The following is a 14,308-nucleotide window of genomic DNA, read 5'->3' on the forward strand; positions in this document are numbered from 1 at the left end:
CCTAACAGGACCACCAGCCCCGGGATGAACGGCGGCACGGTACATGCGCTGGGCGTTGTTCTCGGTGACGTCCTTGGGGTAGTTGAACCAGTCCTTCTCAGGACGCTTCGGCTGTTTCCACAGGTCTTTCCCTCATCCTCCCGCCACTGCCGGGTCCTGCGCCACTTAGAAACTGCCATACCTGGAGGTACGGCCACGGGCCGGTGAGCGTACCTCCAGGTATCGCAATTTCCGGGTGAAGTCCCAGAGTATGCGCCACCAACGTGAAGTGGTAGAACAATCGCTCTACCGCTGATCGTCGTGACTGCGAACACACCGTTGACGAACCCCACCCGAGACCGCATTGCCGCCGGTCTGCAGCGGGGATTCGCCGAACGCGGATTCGCCGGCCGGTCCGTCGATGAACTCCGCGAATGGAGCGGAGTGTCGCTGCGCACCCTCTACAAGTACTTCCCCAGTCGGGAAGCCATGGTCATCGGCGCACTCGAATACCGCGGAGCGTCCTACATGGAGTGGATCTCGGACGCCCCCGGCCCCGAGCACGGCGTGGACCACGTCCTGCACATCCTGGTCCGCCTGCACGACTGGCTCACCGGGGTCGCCAACATCGGCTGCTTCTTCGGCAACGCCATGTCGGAGTACCCCGACAGCACGGAGATCGAGGAGATCACCCTCCGCCACAAAGAGCAGATCGTCGACGTGATCAGCACCCGACTCGCCGAGATCACGTCCGACACGGGCGCCTGCACCGACGCCGACCTCGACCGCCTCGCCGACACGCTCTTCCTGCTGCACGAAGGTGCGACCTACGCCGCGCGCTACCAGGGGGTCGACACCGCGATCGACGCGGCGATGCGCGGGGCCCGCGCCGCACTGGCCGCCGCCGGAATCGGAGGTCAACGATGAAACGCCTCAAGAACTCTCAGGACAAGGTCACTCTGGTCACCGGAGGTCGCTCCGGGATCGGACACGCCATCGCCCGCCGGTTGGCCGATGAGGGCGCCACCGTCTACACCGCCCAACGAGGTGCCGACGCGGAGTTCGCCGGCATCGTCGCCGACCTCGCCGACCCTGCGGCACCGGCCCGAATCATCGACGAGGTCATCGAGAAGTCCGGACGCCTGGACATCCTGGTGAACAATGCCGGACTGATGCAGCAGATGCCGGTCTCCGACACCGACCTCGGTGCCTGGAACCGTGCGATCGCCGTGAACCTCACGGCACCGATGCTGCTGATCCAGGCCGCGATGCCACATCTGACGGCGACGCAGGGATCCATCGTGAACATCGGATCGGTGGAAGGTGTGGCCGCGAACCCCGGGCACACCACCTACTGCACAACCAAGGCCGGCATCCACGGGATGACCCGTGCGATGGCCGTGGACCTCGGTGAACACGGAATCCGGTGCAATGCGGTGGCCCCGGGCTGGATCGACACCGAGTTGAACATCGACTACGGCGCCACACCGGAGTTCCGGGAGGCGCTGACCAGGCTCCACCCGGTGGGACGCACCGGGACACCAGAGGATGTCGCCGCGGTGGTCGCCTTCCTGGCGTCCGACGATGCGTCCTTCATCACCGGTCAGGTCCACACCGTCGACGGAGGGAGAACCGCACAACTCCCCATGCCCTGACAATCCCTCCCGACTCCCTGAAAGGACCCCCGACATGGCCGATGACGGCCCCAGTCACCCCCAGTCAGCCCGCATCGGCGACGCGGTCAAACGCGCCGCCACAGGAAAGCAGTCCGTCCACCCGGCACTCGTGCCCGGTGTCAGCGCGGAAGACTCCAAACCGGACTACCCCACCAGACTGCCGGTGTTCATCACCGCACTGGTCGTGGCCATCGGCTTCATCGCCTGGGCGGCCTTCGCCCGGAGAATATCGCCGAGGTAGGTTCCACCATGCAGTCGTGGGTGGTCCAGAACCTCGGTTGGCTCTACGGAGTCATCGCCGTGGACTGCGTGATCTTCATTTTCGTCATCGGATACCGGCACACCGGGCACATCCGTCTCGGCCCCGACGGTGCCGAACCGGACTACTCGACCATGTCCTGGATCTCGATGCTCTTCGCCGCCGGCCTCGGCATCGGACTGGTCTTCTACGGACCGATGGAGCCGTTGCAGCACTTCCTGGAGGCTTCGCCAGCGGCTGGTGCGGAATCCGGCACCACCGACGCCGTTCTGACCGCGATGGCCCAGTCGATCCTCCACCAGGCCAGCTTCGCCTGGGGTATCTACGCCCTGGTCGGCGGTGCCATCGCCTACTCGACGTACCGCCGTGGCCGTCCGCCGCTGATCTCCGCGGTCTTCGAACCGGTCTTCCCCGACGGATCCAACCGGGCACTGGGAAAGATCATCGACATCGCCGCCGTGCTGGTCACGCTTGTCGGCACCGCGACATCCCTGGGCATCGGTGCATTGCAGATCAGGACGGGAACCTCGATCGTCACCGGCCAGGACATCGAGGGCAACGGCTTCGTGGTCGTGGCGATGTCCGTCCTGACGGTCATCTTCATCCTGTCCGCGGTCACCGGCATCAAACGCGGCATCATGTTGCTGAGCAACATCAACTTGGGCCTGGTGGTCGGACTGGCACTGTTCGTGCTGATCACCGGCCCGACGCTGTTCCTGCTCGATCTGCTGCCGACCTCGATCTACGCCTTCTTCGAGAACCTGCTGGCCATGCTGGAAGTCAACGCCAGCCAGGGTGAGGTGGAGTCCGAGTTCGTCACCGCCTGGACCATGCTCTTCTGGGCATGGTGGATCTCCTGGTCGCCGTTCATCACCAAGATCTCCAAGGGCCGCACCATCCGCCAGTTCGTGACCGTGGTGGTGCTCGTCCCGTCCCTGATCTCCGTGGCCTGGTACGTGATCTTCGGCGGCACCGCGATCAAGCTGAACCTCGACGGGGTCGACCTGGGGATCGAGGGATCCGGCGAGAACGTGATGTTCGACATCATGGACAACCTGCCGCTCTCCGGACTCACCGCCATCGTGGTGATCATCGCCGTGGTGATCTTCTTCGTCACCGTCGCGGACTCCGCGACGGTCGTGATGGGGTCGATGTCCCAGTCCGGACGCGCCGTCCCCACCAAGCCGGTGACCATCGTATGGGGTGCCGCACTGGGCCTGATCGCCATCTTCCTGCTGCTCGCCGGCGGGGAGAACGCGCTGTCGGGACTGCAGTCGATCATGGTCGCCTGCTCGCTACCGTTCGCCCTGATCATCATCGGGATGATGGTCTCCTGGGCGAAGGACCTCGGCAATGATCCGGCGACGATCCGCCGGGCCTACACCCGTACCGCCCTGACCAGGAATGTCCGCCGCGGTATCGACGAGCACGGCGATGACTTCGTCTTCGGTGTGGCGGAGGTGCCGGCCGAGGAGGGGGCCGGCGCGAACTTCGACAGTGACGACCCCGCACAGACCGAGTGGTACACCGATGCTGTGGAGGGCGCGGAGGACGCAGAGGACGCAGAGACCGAGGACACCGAGGGTGCTGCGGAGAGCGCAGCCGCCTCCGACGCCTCCGAGCAGAAATAACCACGCCCAGAGGTACGCGCCAGGGGGTGAGAGCGTACCTCTGGGCGTGGGTATTTCCTACGGGGACGTGGGGGCGGGGCGCAGGGTCCGCGCTAGGAACTGACCGGCACGTCCCGCAGGTTCTTACGCAGGATCTTGCCCGTGCCGGACTTCGGGATCTCGTCGATGATCTCCACCAGGCGGACCTTCTTGTACGGTGCGACCCGCTCGGCGACCCACTCCATCAGGGCCTCGGTGTCCACGGCGACCGGCGCGCCGTCCTCCCCAGCCTGCGGAACCACGAACGCCCGCGGGATCTCTTCGCCGTCCTCAGCGCGCAGGTAACCCACGACCGCGGCGTCGGCGATGGACTCGTGGGTGATCAGCAGCGCCTCCAGCTCGGCCGGGGCAACCTGGTAACCCTTGTACTTGATGAGCTCCTTCGCCCGGTCGACGACGTAGACGTTGCCCTCGTAGTCATACTCCACGATATCGCCGGTGCGCAGCCAGCCGTCACGCAGCAGCGTGATCTCGGTGGCCTCCTCGTTGTTGTGGTAGCCCAGCATGACCTGTGGCCCACGGACCCACATCTCACCGGAGTCCGACCGCTCCCCCTCGTTGCCCGGGGGCAGGATCTCGGCGAAGTCCGGGTCGCGCAGGTCAACCACCTTGCATTCGGTGTTCGCCACCGGCAGGCCGATGGATGCCAACGGAGTCTCACCGCGGGAGCTGATGTGGGTCACCGGGGAGGCCTCGGTCATGCCGAAACCCTGCAACACCTTCACCCCGAGGCGGCTCTGCACTGCCTCGGCGAGCTTGTCGTCGAGTGCGGCGGCACCGGACAGCACGGTGGTCAGATGGTCGATCTCGTACTCGTCGACCAGCGGGTGGTTCGCCAGCACGACGGCGATCGGCGGGGCGACGAAGGTGAAGTCGATCTGGTGCTTCTGGTGCAGTTCCAGGAAGGTCGGGAGATCGAAGGAGGGCATGGTGACCATGTGCGTGCGGTTGAACAGTGTGGTGTTGAGCAGCACGTTCATACCGTAGATGTGGAAGAACGGCAGCACGCACATGATCACCGAGTCGCGGGTCTGACCGTTCTCGAGCAGCCACGGGCCACACTGGACGATGTTGGACACCAGGTTGCGGTGGCTCAGCTGCACACCCTTGGGCACGCCGGTGGTGCCGGAGGAGTACGGCAGGACGGCGATGTGGGTCGCCGGATCGAAGCTGACCTCCGGGGCAGGGCTGGCCTCCTTCAGCAGGGCCTGCAGGCCGGTCGCCGGGTCGACGAGGTCGATGATCCGATCATCCGACAGGCCGGCCTTGCGGGCACCCTCGAAGCCGGCGTTGCCGAGCAGGCTGACGGTGAAGACCAGCGAGGCACCGGAATTCGCGACCTGCTTGGCGACGTCCTCGACGGTACCCAGGGAGCCGACGGTGGTGACGGTGGCACCGGCCCGCAGGATGCCGTGGAAGGCGACGGCGAAGACGTGGGTGTTCGGGCAGTGCAGGGCGACGACGTCGCCGACGCCGACACCGCGGGACGCCAGCGCCCCGGCGAAGAGGTCGACCTGCTGGCGCAGTTCACCGTAGCTGACCACGGCTCCGGTGGCGGAGTCGGTGATCGCGGTGCGCTGGTTCTCCTCGGCAGTGAGGCTCCCGAAGAGCAGGTCGTAGATGCTGACCTCGGGGATCTCGATGGTGGGGCGGGGACTCGCTACGGGCATGCGGTGGGCTCCTGATTCTCGGCGGGCGTGACTGACATCACTTCCGTGACATACCGCAAGATTCTAGTAGGCGCACTACAGATTCGTCCCGGTTTCGGAAACTGAGCAAACACATCAGGACGGCGAAAACTCCCTGAGGACGTCTTCCGGATCCAGCTCGGTGAGGACACGGGCGTTGGCGGGCAGGCCCCAGTACGGGCCGACAGGGTCTGAGTGTTCACCGCCGCCGACCCAATCCGCGACCGTGGTGCCGCGTAACAGTTCCGACTCGGCCTCGACCTGCACCGTCGCCGGGGCACAGGTGGCGGGCACGGCGTCGAGCAGCACCATCGCGGCGGCCAGGTCATGGATCTGCGCGCAGTAACCGACGCCCACCGACTCGTGGAACTCGAAGTAGAAACGCAGGGCGTCCTGCAGCAACGAAGAGAGCTCGGAGTCGTCCGCGGTCCAGGTCGCCAGGCGCTTCGGGGTCAGGATCACCCGCTCGGTGACATTCAGCGGACAGATCACCGGCGGCGGGGTGCCCGTCGGCCAATGCGACAGTGCATAGGACAGCGCATGCGGATCGACCCAGGTGTTCCACTCAGCGGTAGGCGTGGTGTTGCCCGGGTAGGTGAAGGCCCCGCACATCAGCGTGACCTGTACCCCGGCCAGCACCTCGGGGGCATGCTCGATGGCGTGGGCGAGGTTCGTCGCCGGACCGGCGACAAGCAGGTGGGACGGCTCCGCCCGTCGCCAGGCCTCCACCGCGGCCGCGGCAGTGGGTGTCGCAGCAGAACGGGCCTCCTCGCGCGGCCGCCAGTACCCCAGCCCCTCCGGGCCGTGGGTCTCCGGGGTCGTGGTCAGCGGCAGCACCCGCGGGGTGGCGGCCCCGGCGGTCACCGGAACGTCCGGCACCCCCGCCACGCGCAGTACCTCACGGGAGTTCCGGGCGGCCAATGCCGCGGTGGTGTTGCCGGCCGAGGTGGTGACATGCAGGTCGATACGTCCTGCCCGCTGCTCGGCCGCCAACCACACCAGGGCCAGCGCATCGTCGATGCCGGTGTCGACATCAGCGACCACACTGGTGACGGTCACCGCTGGACCGTTTCCGCGGTGACGTCCTCCCATCCCCGCGACAGGAACCCGGGGTCACCGTCGGCGAATGCGGCGAGGTCGGCCGCGGCGTCCTCCAGATTGGTGGGGTGACGGCGGAAGTGGGTGCGCCGCGAGCGGTATTCGGTGACCCAGCCATTGCCCAGCAACGCCGCCTGCACGAAACGGACATGCTCCAGCGGGGTGCCGGCCAACGGGGACGACTGTTCCGGCAGCCCGGTGTCGATGACGACATACGGGATGCCGTCATCGGAGCGTTCACGGCGGTCCGCGTCGTCGGCGAGCGCAGAGCGGATGCTCTCCTCGTCGACATGCGTGCTGACGGTGCCGACCGAGGAGCGCATCCGCAGCCCCCGGTCGATGCCGGTGGAGTTGACCCACAACATCTCCATGTCGTCGATCATGCACAGGCCCAGGTCGGCAGCCTTGTCCTGCAGGGCTGCGCCGGTGTTGTCCGCCAGGGAGTAGGGCACACCGAAGTGCAGGGTGTCCTGTACCGGTTCCACGGGAAACTCCGAGACCCCCAGGAAACGACCGGCCCCTTCCTCACTGGGATCAGCCCCGCCGAGGTCGCAGTGGTCGTTGATCCATGTGGACAGCTCGGTGATCACCCGGGGAGCGGGACGCCCAGGGTGCGGGTCGCCCGGGGTCTCGTAGAAGGAGGCCGGGTCGGTGGTGGCGCTCATGTCGTCGCCGAGCCCCTCATGGATCTTCTGCGCGTACGACACAAGGTCACCGTCGGGCCGGTAGGCACCGGCGGTGGCTGGCAGAAAGAAGAGGAAACCAAGACTCATGACCATGATTGTATGGTCAGACTTGATCACATTGGAGCGCGGGATGTATCACCGGTCACATTTTCGGCATTACCGCAGGTGAGCACTACCCCCACTGCAGTCGCTCGCCCAGTTCCCCCGCGTCCAGGCACAGTCGGCAGGGGATCAACAGGTCCTGACCGTCGCGGGTGAAAGGTACCGCGCGGCGAGCCAGTCCGGCTGAGCGGGAGTCCTCGCCCTCCCCCAGTTCCGGGACGATGAAGACCTTGTGCCCGGCGCGTCCCCGCGTCCTGCCGACCGGGATGACCGGTGCGGCGAGGTCCCAACCGTGGTCCCCGGACGCCAACGCCCGAGCCACGGCACGGGCACCGCGGGGCATGCCGAGGGCACGGGCGATCTCGCCGTAGCCGGTCACCTCGCCGTCGTCGACGAGGTGCAGGACGTCCCCCAGCCTGTGGAGCGGTTCGTCAGTCGAGAACGTCATGCAGCACGATGGTCTCATCGCGCCCCGGGCCGACCCCGATGTAGGAGATGCGGCAGCCGGAGAGCTCCTCGAGACGACGGACGTAGGCCTGTGCCTTCTCCGGCAGGTCCTCGAAGGTGCGGCAGCCGGAGATGTCCTCGTCCCAGGCGGGCATGGTCTCGTAGATCGGCACCGCGTGGTGCACGTCCGACTGGCTCATCGGCATCTCGTCGTGGCGGACCCCGTCGACGTCGTAGGCCACGCAGATCGGGATCTCACCGATGCCGGTGAGCACGTCGAGCTTGGTGACGAAGAGGTCGGTGAAACCGTTGACCCGGGAGGCGTAACGGGCGATGACCGAGTCGTACCAGCCACACCGGCGCTTACGTCCGGTGTTCACACCGAACTCGCCGCCGGTGGTCTGCAGGTACTCGCCCCACTTGTCGAAGAGCTCGGTGGGGAACGGGCCGGCACCGACACGGGTGGTGTAGGCCTTGATGATGCCCAGCGAGCTGGTGATCTTCGTCGGGCCGATGCCGGAGCCGGTGCAGGCACCGCCGGCGGTGGGGTTGGACGAGGTGACGAAGGGGTAGGTGCCGTGGTCGACGTCGAGCATGGTCGCCTGACCGCCCTCCATCAGCACCGACTTACCCTCGTCGAGGGCCTGGTTGAGCTCCAGCTCGGCGTCGATGAGCATCGGCTCCAGCCGCTCGGCGAAGCTGAGGAAGTAGTCGACGATCTCGTCGGCGTCGATGGCCTTGCGGTTGTACAGCTTCACCAGCATCTGGTTCTTCTGGTTCAGCGCACCCTCGACCTTCTGCCGCAGGATCGACTCGTCCAGCAGGTCCTGGGCCCGGATGCCGATGCGGGAGACCTTGTCGGCGTAGGACGGGCCGATGCCGCGGCCCGTGGTGCCGATGGCGCGCTTGCCGAGGAAGCGCTCGGAGACCTTGTCGAGCACCTGGTGGTACGGCGCGACCAGCTGGGCGTTGGCGCTGACCTTCAGGCGGGAGGCGTTGCAGCCGCGGGCCTGAAGGCCGTCGATCTCCTCGAAGAGTGCCTCGAGGTTGACCACGCAGCCGTTGCCGATGACCGGGGTGGCGTTCTCGCTGAGCACGCCGGCGGGAAGGAGCTTGAGCTCGTACTTCTCGCCACCGACGACGACGGTGTGTCCGGCGTTGTTACCGCCGTTGGGCTTGACGACATAGTCGACCCGGCCACCGAGGATGTCGGTGGCCTTGCCCTTGCCTTCGTCGCCCCACTGTGCGCCGACCACGATAATGGCTGTCATTGTGCGTCCGTCACTTTCCGTTCCTGTCTGGACTGACTCTCTAACCAAAAGAACAGTGTAGCCGGTGGACTACGCTAGGACGTTATGACGACCATAGTGCTTGCCTGTGGCGACCGGGCCCACGACCTCGTGGGCGCCCTGCTGCCCGGGTCGGTGTCCCTGCCCGCCACGCCGGGACGCCGTGACCTGCGCCTGCTCGACGAACTCGCCGCCGCGCACCTGCCGCAGGACGATTCCCCCTCGCTGGACGAGATCGCCGCACAGCCGGACGTCCCCCACCAGGGGGCACCGCAGTTCGCCCCGCAGCGTCCCGACCAGCCGGTCCGGGTCGTGGTGGTGGGGTCGGACGCGGCCGTTGCCGCGGTGGTCACCCGCCTGATGCGCATCGACGCACTGTGGATCTCGGTCGGCTTCGTGCCGGTGGGGCCGGGGGGTTCCGTGGTGGCGCAGAACTGGCAGCTGGAGGCGTCGGATGAGCCGGACCTGGCCGCATTGAACTTCGCGATGACCGCACCGGCGCGTCCGACGAGCATCGTGCGTGACGATGCCGGGATCGTCACCCTGGGCTCGGCGGAGATCCTCCACCCCGGTTCCGAGCTGGTCGGTGAGGTGATCGTGGACTCCGGGACCCTGTTCATGAACCAGTCCACGGCCCCGTGGGAGGGGAAGGCCGGGGCGTTCGGGGTGCGGATGGTGCCGACGGTGGAGGCCCCCGGGCTGGCGGCGACCCGGCTGCTCACCCCCTCGGTCTATGACGAGATCGCGGCCGAGAAGTCGCTGCGGCGTCGTCTGTTCCGCCGCAACCTGGAACCCGGCCTGGTGGACCACACCGCGGTGTTGTCCGGCCGGGCGTTGCAGGCCGGCGGGGTCGGTCTCACGGTGGTACGTGACGGGGTGGCGCATCCGCGTGCGGTGAAATCGGTGACCTTCTACCGGCACCTGCGCGACGGTCAGTTCGTCCGGCGTTAGGGACTACTTCGGGGTCCGGACCATGGAGAGGTGCGGGATACCGCCCTCGTCATACTCCTCGCCGTAGACCTCGAAGCCGTGCTCCTCGTACATGCCGGTGATGTAGGTCTGGGCGTGCAGCACGATGGGCTCGTCGGAGTGCAGTTCCACGGCTCTGGCGATCAGCTGTCCGGCCAGTCCCCGCCCGCGGAACTCCGGGTCGACGACCATGCGTCCCAGCACACGGTGGACCGCGGGGACGCCGGGGACGTTGCGCAGCGGGGGGACCGCCAGCGTCCGGAGGTAGCCCACCACGTCGCGGCCGTTGCGGATGAACACATGGACCGTGCTGGAGTCCGGGTCCCGCCAGTCCAGTTCAACATCATCCACACGCTGTTCGCGCAGGAAAACCTCGGTACGCAGGCGGGCGATCGCATAAACCTCGGTGGTGTCGAGGTCATTCCAACGCTTGACGATGATGTCCGAGAGGTCCGGGATGCCGGACTCGGTGGTGGTGGTGGTTGCCATGCCAATACTGTATCTGATCAGCCCCGGTCGCCCTCGGCGTCACTGGTGTCACCCCACACCTCCGGGGGGAACTGCGGCTCCGACACCGTCGGCTGCAGCACCGCCATCGCCGACTCCCGGGACATGCCGCACACCTGCAGGGCATCCACGATGATCGAGCGGCACTGCGCCAGCACCACCGCCCCCGACAGGCCGGCCCCCTCTGCGACGGCCAGGCCGGAGCGTCCTGCCAACAACTGCAGCCGACGGGTGATCTCCGGGATCTCCACGAGTTCCTGACGCGTCGCCCGGGTCCCGCCGGAGGCGTACACTGTGCCGAGGTGACCCAGCGCGTCCGATATATCGCGGATCAGCCGTGACAACTCCGGTGGGGGCTCCACGCCGTCCTCCACCATGATCTCGGCGCGGCGGGCCAACACCCGGGAATTGCGCATCACATTGTCCACCGGGACCAGGATGCGGTTCATCGACTTGGAGTACCGCCGGGCGGTCCAGTAGATCGGAGAGAGGCTCATCACCTCATCGCCGCCGCCGGCCGCCGCCATAAGATCATTGACACTGGCCTGGGTGCCGCGGGCGGTCTCCAGGGCGTCGCCGATGATCTCACCGTCGCGTTCCTCGATGCCCTGGGCGACATCGTCGAGCACCAGTGCGGCCTTGCTGATCAGCCCCGCGATCTCCCGGCGCGCCGCCCGCAGCGGATTGTTCGGGATCACCGCGACCACGATCAACCCCAGGATCCCGCCGACCATGCAGTCGACCATGCGCTCCCAACCGGCCTGCTCCCCCGGTGGGATCAGCGTGGCGACCAGCACCGCCGAACTCGCCGCCTGGTTCGGTACCAGTGGCCCCTTGTCCACGAAGACGGCCAGCATCATCGCCACGAACACCACCACGGTGATCTGCCAACCACCCCCACCGATCTGGGATATCACCAGGTCACCAATGCCGATGCCCACGGTGGCACCGATCAGCAGCTCGAAGCCACGGCGCACCCGTTTCCCACCACCGACACCGAGACTGATCACCGCGGCGATGGGGGCGAAGAAGGGTTGTTCATGGCCGATGAGGTCATGGGCGATGAACCAGGCCAGGCCCGCGGCGATCGCGCACTGCAGGGCGAAGACCGCCGTGCCACGGACACGGGTGAAACGCTCGGCCACCGCCAATCGACGCAGCGACTCCCTCGCGGCACCCACACCGAGCCGCCCGTGCATGCCTGCACGGTCACGGGCACGGCGGGCGCGTTCGGAGTAGTCGCCGGACTGCTTCTCGGTCATGCTGACCATTCTGGCACGAGCGCCGGACACTACAGGTGAACGTCGGCCCAGATCGCCTGGTGGTCGGAGCCCTCGACCCGCAGGGTTCCGGAATCGCCGCAGGACGCACCGGCGACGAGGATGTGGTCCAGCCGGACGACCGGTACGACCGCCGGCCAGGTCGCCGGACCCATAGCAGAGGCGGCACAGCGTTCCAGGTCCGCACCGTGCACCAACTCGCGGAACTCCGGGTGCGACATCGTGGCGTTGAAGTCGCCAGCGAGGATGACCGGGTGGTCCTGGCTGGTGGACGTGTCATCGACCCAGTCCCGCAGGTCCTCCATCTCCTGCAACCAGCCACCGAGCAGGTCGCGGTGGACGGGGGTGTTGGTGTGCACACCGGCGATGGTCGCCTGTGGGTCGGTCGAGGCATCGAGCTCCGCGACGGGCATCTGGTGACGGGTGATGCCGGTGTCCTCCGAGACCTCCCTGGCCTGCCCGTCGCCGACCAGGATCGCCGTGCCCGCCCCCGGGGTACGGCGCAGCACCGGGGAGACCGCGTGCAGGCCCGTGGCGCCCTCCACCATTCCGACCTCCTCGGTGGAGGTCTCGGACAGCACCAGGACGTCCGGCCGCAACTCAGCGACCGCCTCGACGATGCCCTCGTCATCGGCGGCGCTGTAATAGGTGTTCAGGGACATGATCCGCAGCGATGCGGTGTCAGTGCCGACGGTGCCCGCGGGGTCGGTGTCGCGCTGCTGCTCCCGCACCGCCACCGCCATATCGGCCGCAGTGAGGCCCAGCAGGGTGCACAGCACCACCGTGGCAATGCCGACCCGACGCCCCCGCGTCCGTCGGCGCGTCCCACCCCACACCAGGGTCGCCGCACAGCAGCCGGCGGCGAGCACGCCGAGGAAGTACATCGCCTGCGCCGCAGGAAGCAGCCACGCGACGACGCCCGGCAGCACACCGGTCAGCGGCCACAACGGGGTGGACGCCCACAACAGGAACAGGACGAGCAGAACCCACCCGCAGCGGCGCAGCACGCGGCGGGCGCGCGGGGACAACAGGATCATTCGGCGGCGGAGAACTGACAGTGGGCTACTGCCCGATGGCCTCAGCGGCGTCCGGGTCGCAGTCGTTGACCAGGTTGAGACAACGGATGTACTCGTCCTCCTCACCGATGGCCTTGGCGACCACGGCGAGCATCATGATCGCCCGCAGTACCGCGCGGTTCGGCTCATGGGCCCACGGCACCGGGCCGGTGCCACGCCAGCCGTTGGAACGCAGGGCGTCCAACCCACGGTGGTAGCCGGTCCGGGCGCACGCATAGGCGGTGACCTGTGCGGCCGGGTCGGCACTGTCGAGATGCTGCTGTGCCAACGCGGCCCACACGCCTGAATCCTTCGGATTCGCCACCGCCAGAGCCGCCAGCTCCGCCTGCGACTCCGAACCGGTCACCGCGGTCGCCAACGAGTCCGGCAGACGCACCGCCGGGTGCTCCGCGCCGAAGAGGTCACGCCCTTTACGAATCTGCTCCGCCATCGTCGCGACCTACTTCGAGACGGTGGTGCCGACGGAGTGCAGGTCGGTGCAGGCCTCGAGGACGCGGGTGGCCATGGCCTCCTCGGCCTTCTTCAGGAAGGAACGCGGGTCGTAGACCTTCTTGTTGCCGACCTCACCGTCGATCTTCAGCACACCGTCGTAGTTGGCGAACATGTGGCCGGCGACCGGGCGGGTGAACGCGTACTGGGTGTCGGTGTCCACGTTCATCTTGATCACGCCGTAGCGCAGGGACTCCTCGATCTTCTCCTTCTCGGAGCCGGAGCCGCCGTGGAAGACGAAGTCGAAGGGCTGGGAGCCCTCGGAGAGGCCCAGCTTCTTCGCGGCGGTCTTCTGGCCCATGTCGAGGACCTCCGGACGCAGCTTCACATTGCCCGGCTTGTAGACACCGTGGACGTTGCCGAAGGTGGCGGCCAGCATGTAGCGGCCGTTCTCACCGGTGCCCAGGGCATCCACCGTCTTCTCGAAGTCCTCCGCCGTGGTGTAGAGGTTCGCGCCGGCCTTCGCCTCGACGCCGTCCTCCTCACCACCGACGACACCGATCTCGACCTCGAGGACGATATTCGCCGCAGCACACTTCGGCAGCAGGTCCTTGGCGATCTCCAGGTTCTCGTCGATCGGGACGGCCGAACCGTCCCACATGTGCGACTGGAACAGCGGATTCTCGCCGGCATCGACCCGTGCCTGCGAGATCTTCAGCAGCGGCCGGACGTAGCTGTCCAGCTTCTCCTTCTGGCAGTGGTCGGTGTGCAGGGCGACGTTGACCCCGTAGTGCTTCGCCGCGTGGTGGGTGAAGTGCGCCAGCGCCTCAGCACCGGCGACCATGTTCTTCACCGCCAGGCCGGAGCCGAACTCCGCACCACCGAGGGAGAACTGGATGATGCCGTCGGACTCGGCGTCGGCGAAGCCCTTCAGGGCGGCGTTGATGGTCTCCGAGGAGGTGCAGTTGATCGCGGGATACGCGAAGCCGCCCTCCTTGGCCTTGTCGAGCATGTCGCGGTAGACGGCGGGTGTTGCAATCGGCATGACGAGTTCCTTTGCGAGTTGGCGTGCGCACTGTCCCCCCCAAGTATGCCGTGGACCGACGCAGTTGTGTGGATGAGGAGCCGTTCGCTCTCGCAAAACGGGTGGGAC

15 protein-coding genes are annotated in these 14,308 nt (G+C 67.1%); 5 read left to right on the plus strand and 10 right to left on the minus strand.

What is annotated here, in order from left to right; genetic code table 11:
* Positions 1-300: 300 nt before the first annotated feature.
* Genes ACTXPP_RS10550 through ACTXPP_RS10565 form a run of 4 tightly spaced genes read left to right on the plus strand, consistent with a single transcriptional unit; the run spans position 301 to position 3,545 of the window.
* Complete coding sequence (locus ACTXPP_RS10550; RefSeq protein WP_443342066.1) at positions 301-906, plus strand: TetR/AcrR family transcriptional regulator; 606 nt, start codon at positions 301-303, stop codon at positions 904-906.
* Positions 903-1,634, plus strand: a complete 732-nt coding sequence (locus ACTXPP_RS10555; protein ID WP_301494465.1) for an SDR family NAD(P)-dependent oxidoreductase — start codon at positions 903-905, stop codon at positions 1,632-1,634. Before ACTXPP_RS10550 ends, ACTXPP_RS10555 begins: the two co-directional genes overlap by 4 nt.
* A gap of 34 nt (positions 1,635-1,668) precedes the next feature.
* Entirely contained in the window at positions 1,669-1,896 is a 228-nt protein-coding gene (locus tag ACTXPP_RS10560) for a hypothetical protein (RefSeq protein WP_301494467.1), read from the plus strand.
* 8 nt (positions 1,897-1,904) lie between these two features.
* Positions 1,905-3,545: a BCCT family transporter gene (locus tag ACTXPP_RS10565; RefSeq protein ID WP_443342068.1), complete on the plus strand. Its 1,641-nt coding sequence runs from the start codon at positions 1,905-1,907 to the stop codon at positions 3,543-3,545.
* A 92-nt stretch (positions 3,546-3,637) separates the two neighbouring features.
* Here ACTXPP_RS10565 and ACTXPP_RS10570 read toward each other — a convergent pair whose 3' ends face one another.
* The 5 genes from ACTXPP_RS10570 to ACTXPP_RS10590 form a co-directional block, all read right to left on the minus strand.
* The gene (locus tag ACTXPP_RS10570; protein ID WP_301494471.1) at positions 3,638-5,254 is read right to left on the minus strand and encodes an AMP-binding protein; all 1,617 of its coding nucleotides are present in this window, start codon (positions 5,252-5,254) and stop codon (positions 3,638-3,640) included.
* Between the two features lie 114 nt (positions 5,255-5,368).
* Positions 5,369-6,364, minus strand: coding sequence for a nucleoside hydrolase (locus ACTXPP_RS10575; RefSeq protein ID WP_301520424.1), 996 nt, complete (start codon positions 6,362-6,364; stop codon positions 5,369-5,371).
* Positions 6,328-7,143, minus strand: a complete 816-nt coding sequence (locus tag ACTXPP_RS10580; protein ID WP_443342070.1) for a hypothetical protein — start codon at positions 7,141-7,143, stop codon at positions 6,328-6,330. The genes ACTXPP_RS10575 and ACTXPP_RS10580 overlap by 37 nt, the downstream gene beginning before the upstream one ends.
* A gap of 85 nt (positions 7,144-7,228) precedes the next feature.
* A complete protein-coding gene (locus ACTXPP_RS10585) occupies positions 7,229-7,606 on the minus strand; it encodes an MGMT family protein (RefSeq protein WP_301494476.1) in 378 nt (125 codons plus the stop codon).
* On the minus strand, positions 7,590-8,876 hold the full coding sequence (locus ACTXPP_RS10590) for an adenylosuccinate synthase (RefSeq protein ID WP_301494478.1): 1,287 nt from the start codon (positions 8,874-8,876) through the stop codon (positions 7,590-7,592). The genes ACTXPP_RS10585 and ACTXPP_RS10590 overlap by 17 nt, the downstream gene beginning before the upstream one ends.
* Positions 8,877-8,960: 84 nt before the next feature.
* Here ACTXPP_RS10590 and ACTXPP_RS10595 point away from each other — a divergent pair, with 84 nt between their 5' ends.
* On the plus strand, positions 8,961-9,845 hold the full coding sequence (locus ACTXPP_RS10595) for a hypothetical protein (protein ID WP_443342073.1): 885 nt from the start codon (positions 8,961-8,963) through the stop codon (positions 9,843-9,845).
* A gap of 3 nt (positions 9,846-9,848) precedes the next feature.
* On the opposite strand, the gene ACTXPP_RS10600 is transcribed toward ACTXPP_RS10595, so the two are convergent.
* The 5 genes from ACTXPP_RS10600 to fbaA are packed head-to-tail and all read right to left on the minus strand — an operon-like array spanning position 9,849 to position 14,296.
* Positions 9,849-10,352, minus strand: coding sequence for a GNAT family N-acetyltransferase (locus tag ACTXPP_RS10600; protein WP_443342074.1), 504 nt, complete (start codon positions 10,350-10,352; stop codon positions 9,849-9,851).
* Positions 10,353-10,369: 17 nt separating this feature from the next.
* Positions 10,370-11,632, minus strand: coding sequence for an FUSC family protein (locus tag ACTXPP_RS10605; RefSeq protein ID WP_443342075.1), 1,263 nt, complete (start codon positions 11,630-11,632; stop codon positions 10,370-10,372).
* 29 nt (positions 11,633-11,661) lie between these two features.
* Positions 11,662-12,687, minus strand: a complete 1,026-nt coding sequence (locus ACTXPP_RS10610) for an endonuclease/exonuclease/phosphatase family protein (RefSeq protein ID WP_301524598.1) — start codon at positions 12,685-12,687, stop codon at positions 11,662-11,664.
* A 25-nt stretch (positions 12,688-12,712) separates the two neighbouring features.
* Positions 12,713-13,156 carry a DUF3151 domain-containing protein gene (locus tag ACTXPP_RS10615; protein ID WP_443342076.1) on the minus strand — a complete coding sequence of 148 codons (444 nt, stop codon included), beginning with the start codon at positions 13,154-13,156 and terminating at the stop codon, positions 12,713-12,715.
* 9 nt (positions 13,157-13,165) lie between these two features.
* Positions 13,166-14,296 (minus strand): class II fructose-bisphosphate aldolase, encoded by a 1,131-nt coding sequence (gene fbaA, locus ACTXPP_RS10620; RefSeq protein WP_443342077.1) that lies wholly within the window; start codon positions 14,294-14,296, stop codon positions 13,166-13,168.
* Positions 14,297-14,308 lie beyond the last annotated feature (12 nt).

This window comes from Candidatus Corynebacterium faecigallinarum, assembly GCF_052264515.1.
GTDB classification, from domain to species: domain Bacteria; phylum Actinomycetota; class Actinomycetes; order Mycobacteriales; family Mycobacteriaceae; genus Corynebacterium; species Corynebacterium faecigallinarum.

Bases quoted from the DNA above. Each gene is read 5' to 3' on its own strand.
- ACTXPP_RS10585 (WP_301494476.1), bottom strand. From the start codon at position 7,606: ATGACGTTCTCGACTGACGAACCGCTCCACAGGCTGGGGGACGTCCTG.
- ACTXPP_RS10560 (WP_301494467.1), top strand. From the start codon at position 1,669: ATGGCCGATGACGGCCCCAGTCACCCCCAGTCAGCCCGCATCGGCGAC.
- ACTXPP_RS10600 (WP_443342074.1), bottom strand. From the start codon at position 10,352: ATGGCAACCACCACCACCACCGAGTCCGGCATCCCGGACCTCTCGGAC.
- ACTXPP_RS10605 (WP_443342075.1), bottom strand. From the start codon at position 11,632: ATGACCGAGAAGCAGTCCGGCGACTACTCCGAACGCGCCCGCCGTGCC.
- ACTXPP_RS10580 (WP_443342070.1), bottom strand. From the start codon at position 7,143: ATGAGTCTTGGTTTCCTCTTCTTTCTGCCAGCCACCGCCGGTGCCTAC.
- ACTXPP_RS10565 (WP_443342068.1), top strand. From the start codon at position 1,905: ATGCAGTCGTGGGTGGTCCAGAACCTCGGTTGGCTCTACGGAGTCATC.
- ACTXPP_RS10590 (WP_301494478.1), bottom strand. From the start codon at position 8,876: ATGACAGCCATTATCGTGGTCGGCGCACAGTGGGGCGACGAAGGCAAG.
- ACTXPP_RS10570 (WP_301494471.1), bottom strand. From the start codon at position 5,254: ATGCCCGTAGCGAGTCCCCGCCCCACCATCGAGATCCCCGAGGTCAGC.
- ACTXPP_RS10595 (WP_443342073.1), top strand. From the start codon at position 8,961: ATGACGACCATAGTGCTTGCCTGTGGCGACCGGGCCCACGACCTCGTG.
- ACTXPP_RS10575 (WP_301520424.1), bottom strand. From the start codon at position 6,364: ATGGGAGGACGTCACCGCGGAAACGGTCCAGCGGTGACCGTCACCAGT.
- ACTXPP_RS10615 (WP_443342076.1), bottom strand. From the start codon at position 13,156: ATGGCGGAGCAGATTCGTAAAGGGCGTGACCTCTTCGGCGCGGAGCAC.
- ACTXPP_RS10555 (WP_301494465.1), top strand. From the start codon at position 903: ATGAAACGCCTCAAGAACTCTCAGGACAAGGTCACTCTGGTCACCGGA.
- ACTXPP_RS10610 (WP_301524598.1), bottom strand. From the start codon at position 12,687: ATGATCCTGTTGTCCCCGCGCGCCCGCCGCGTGCTGCGCCGCTGCGGG.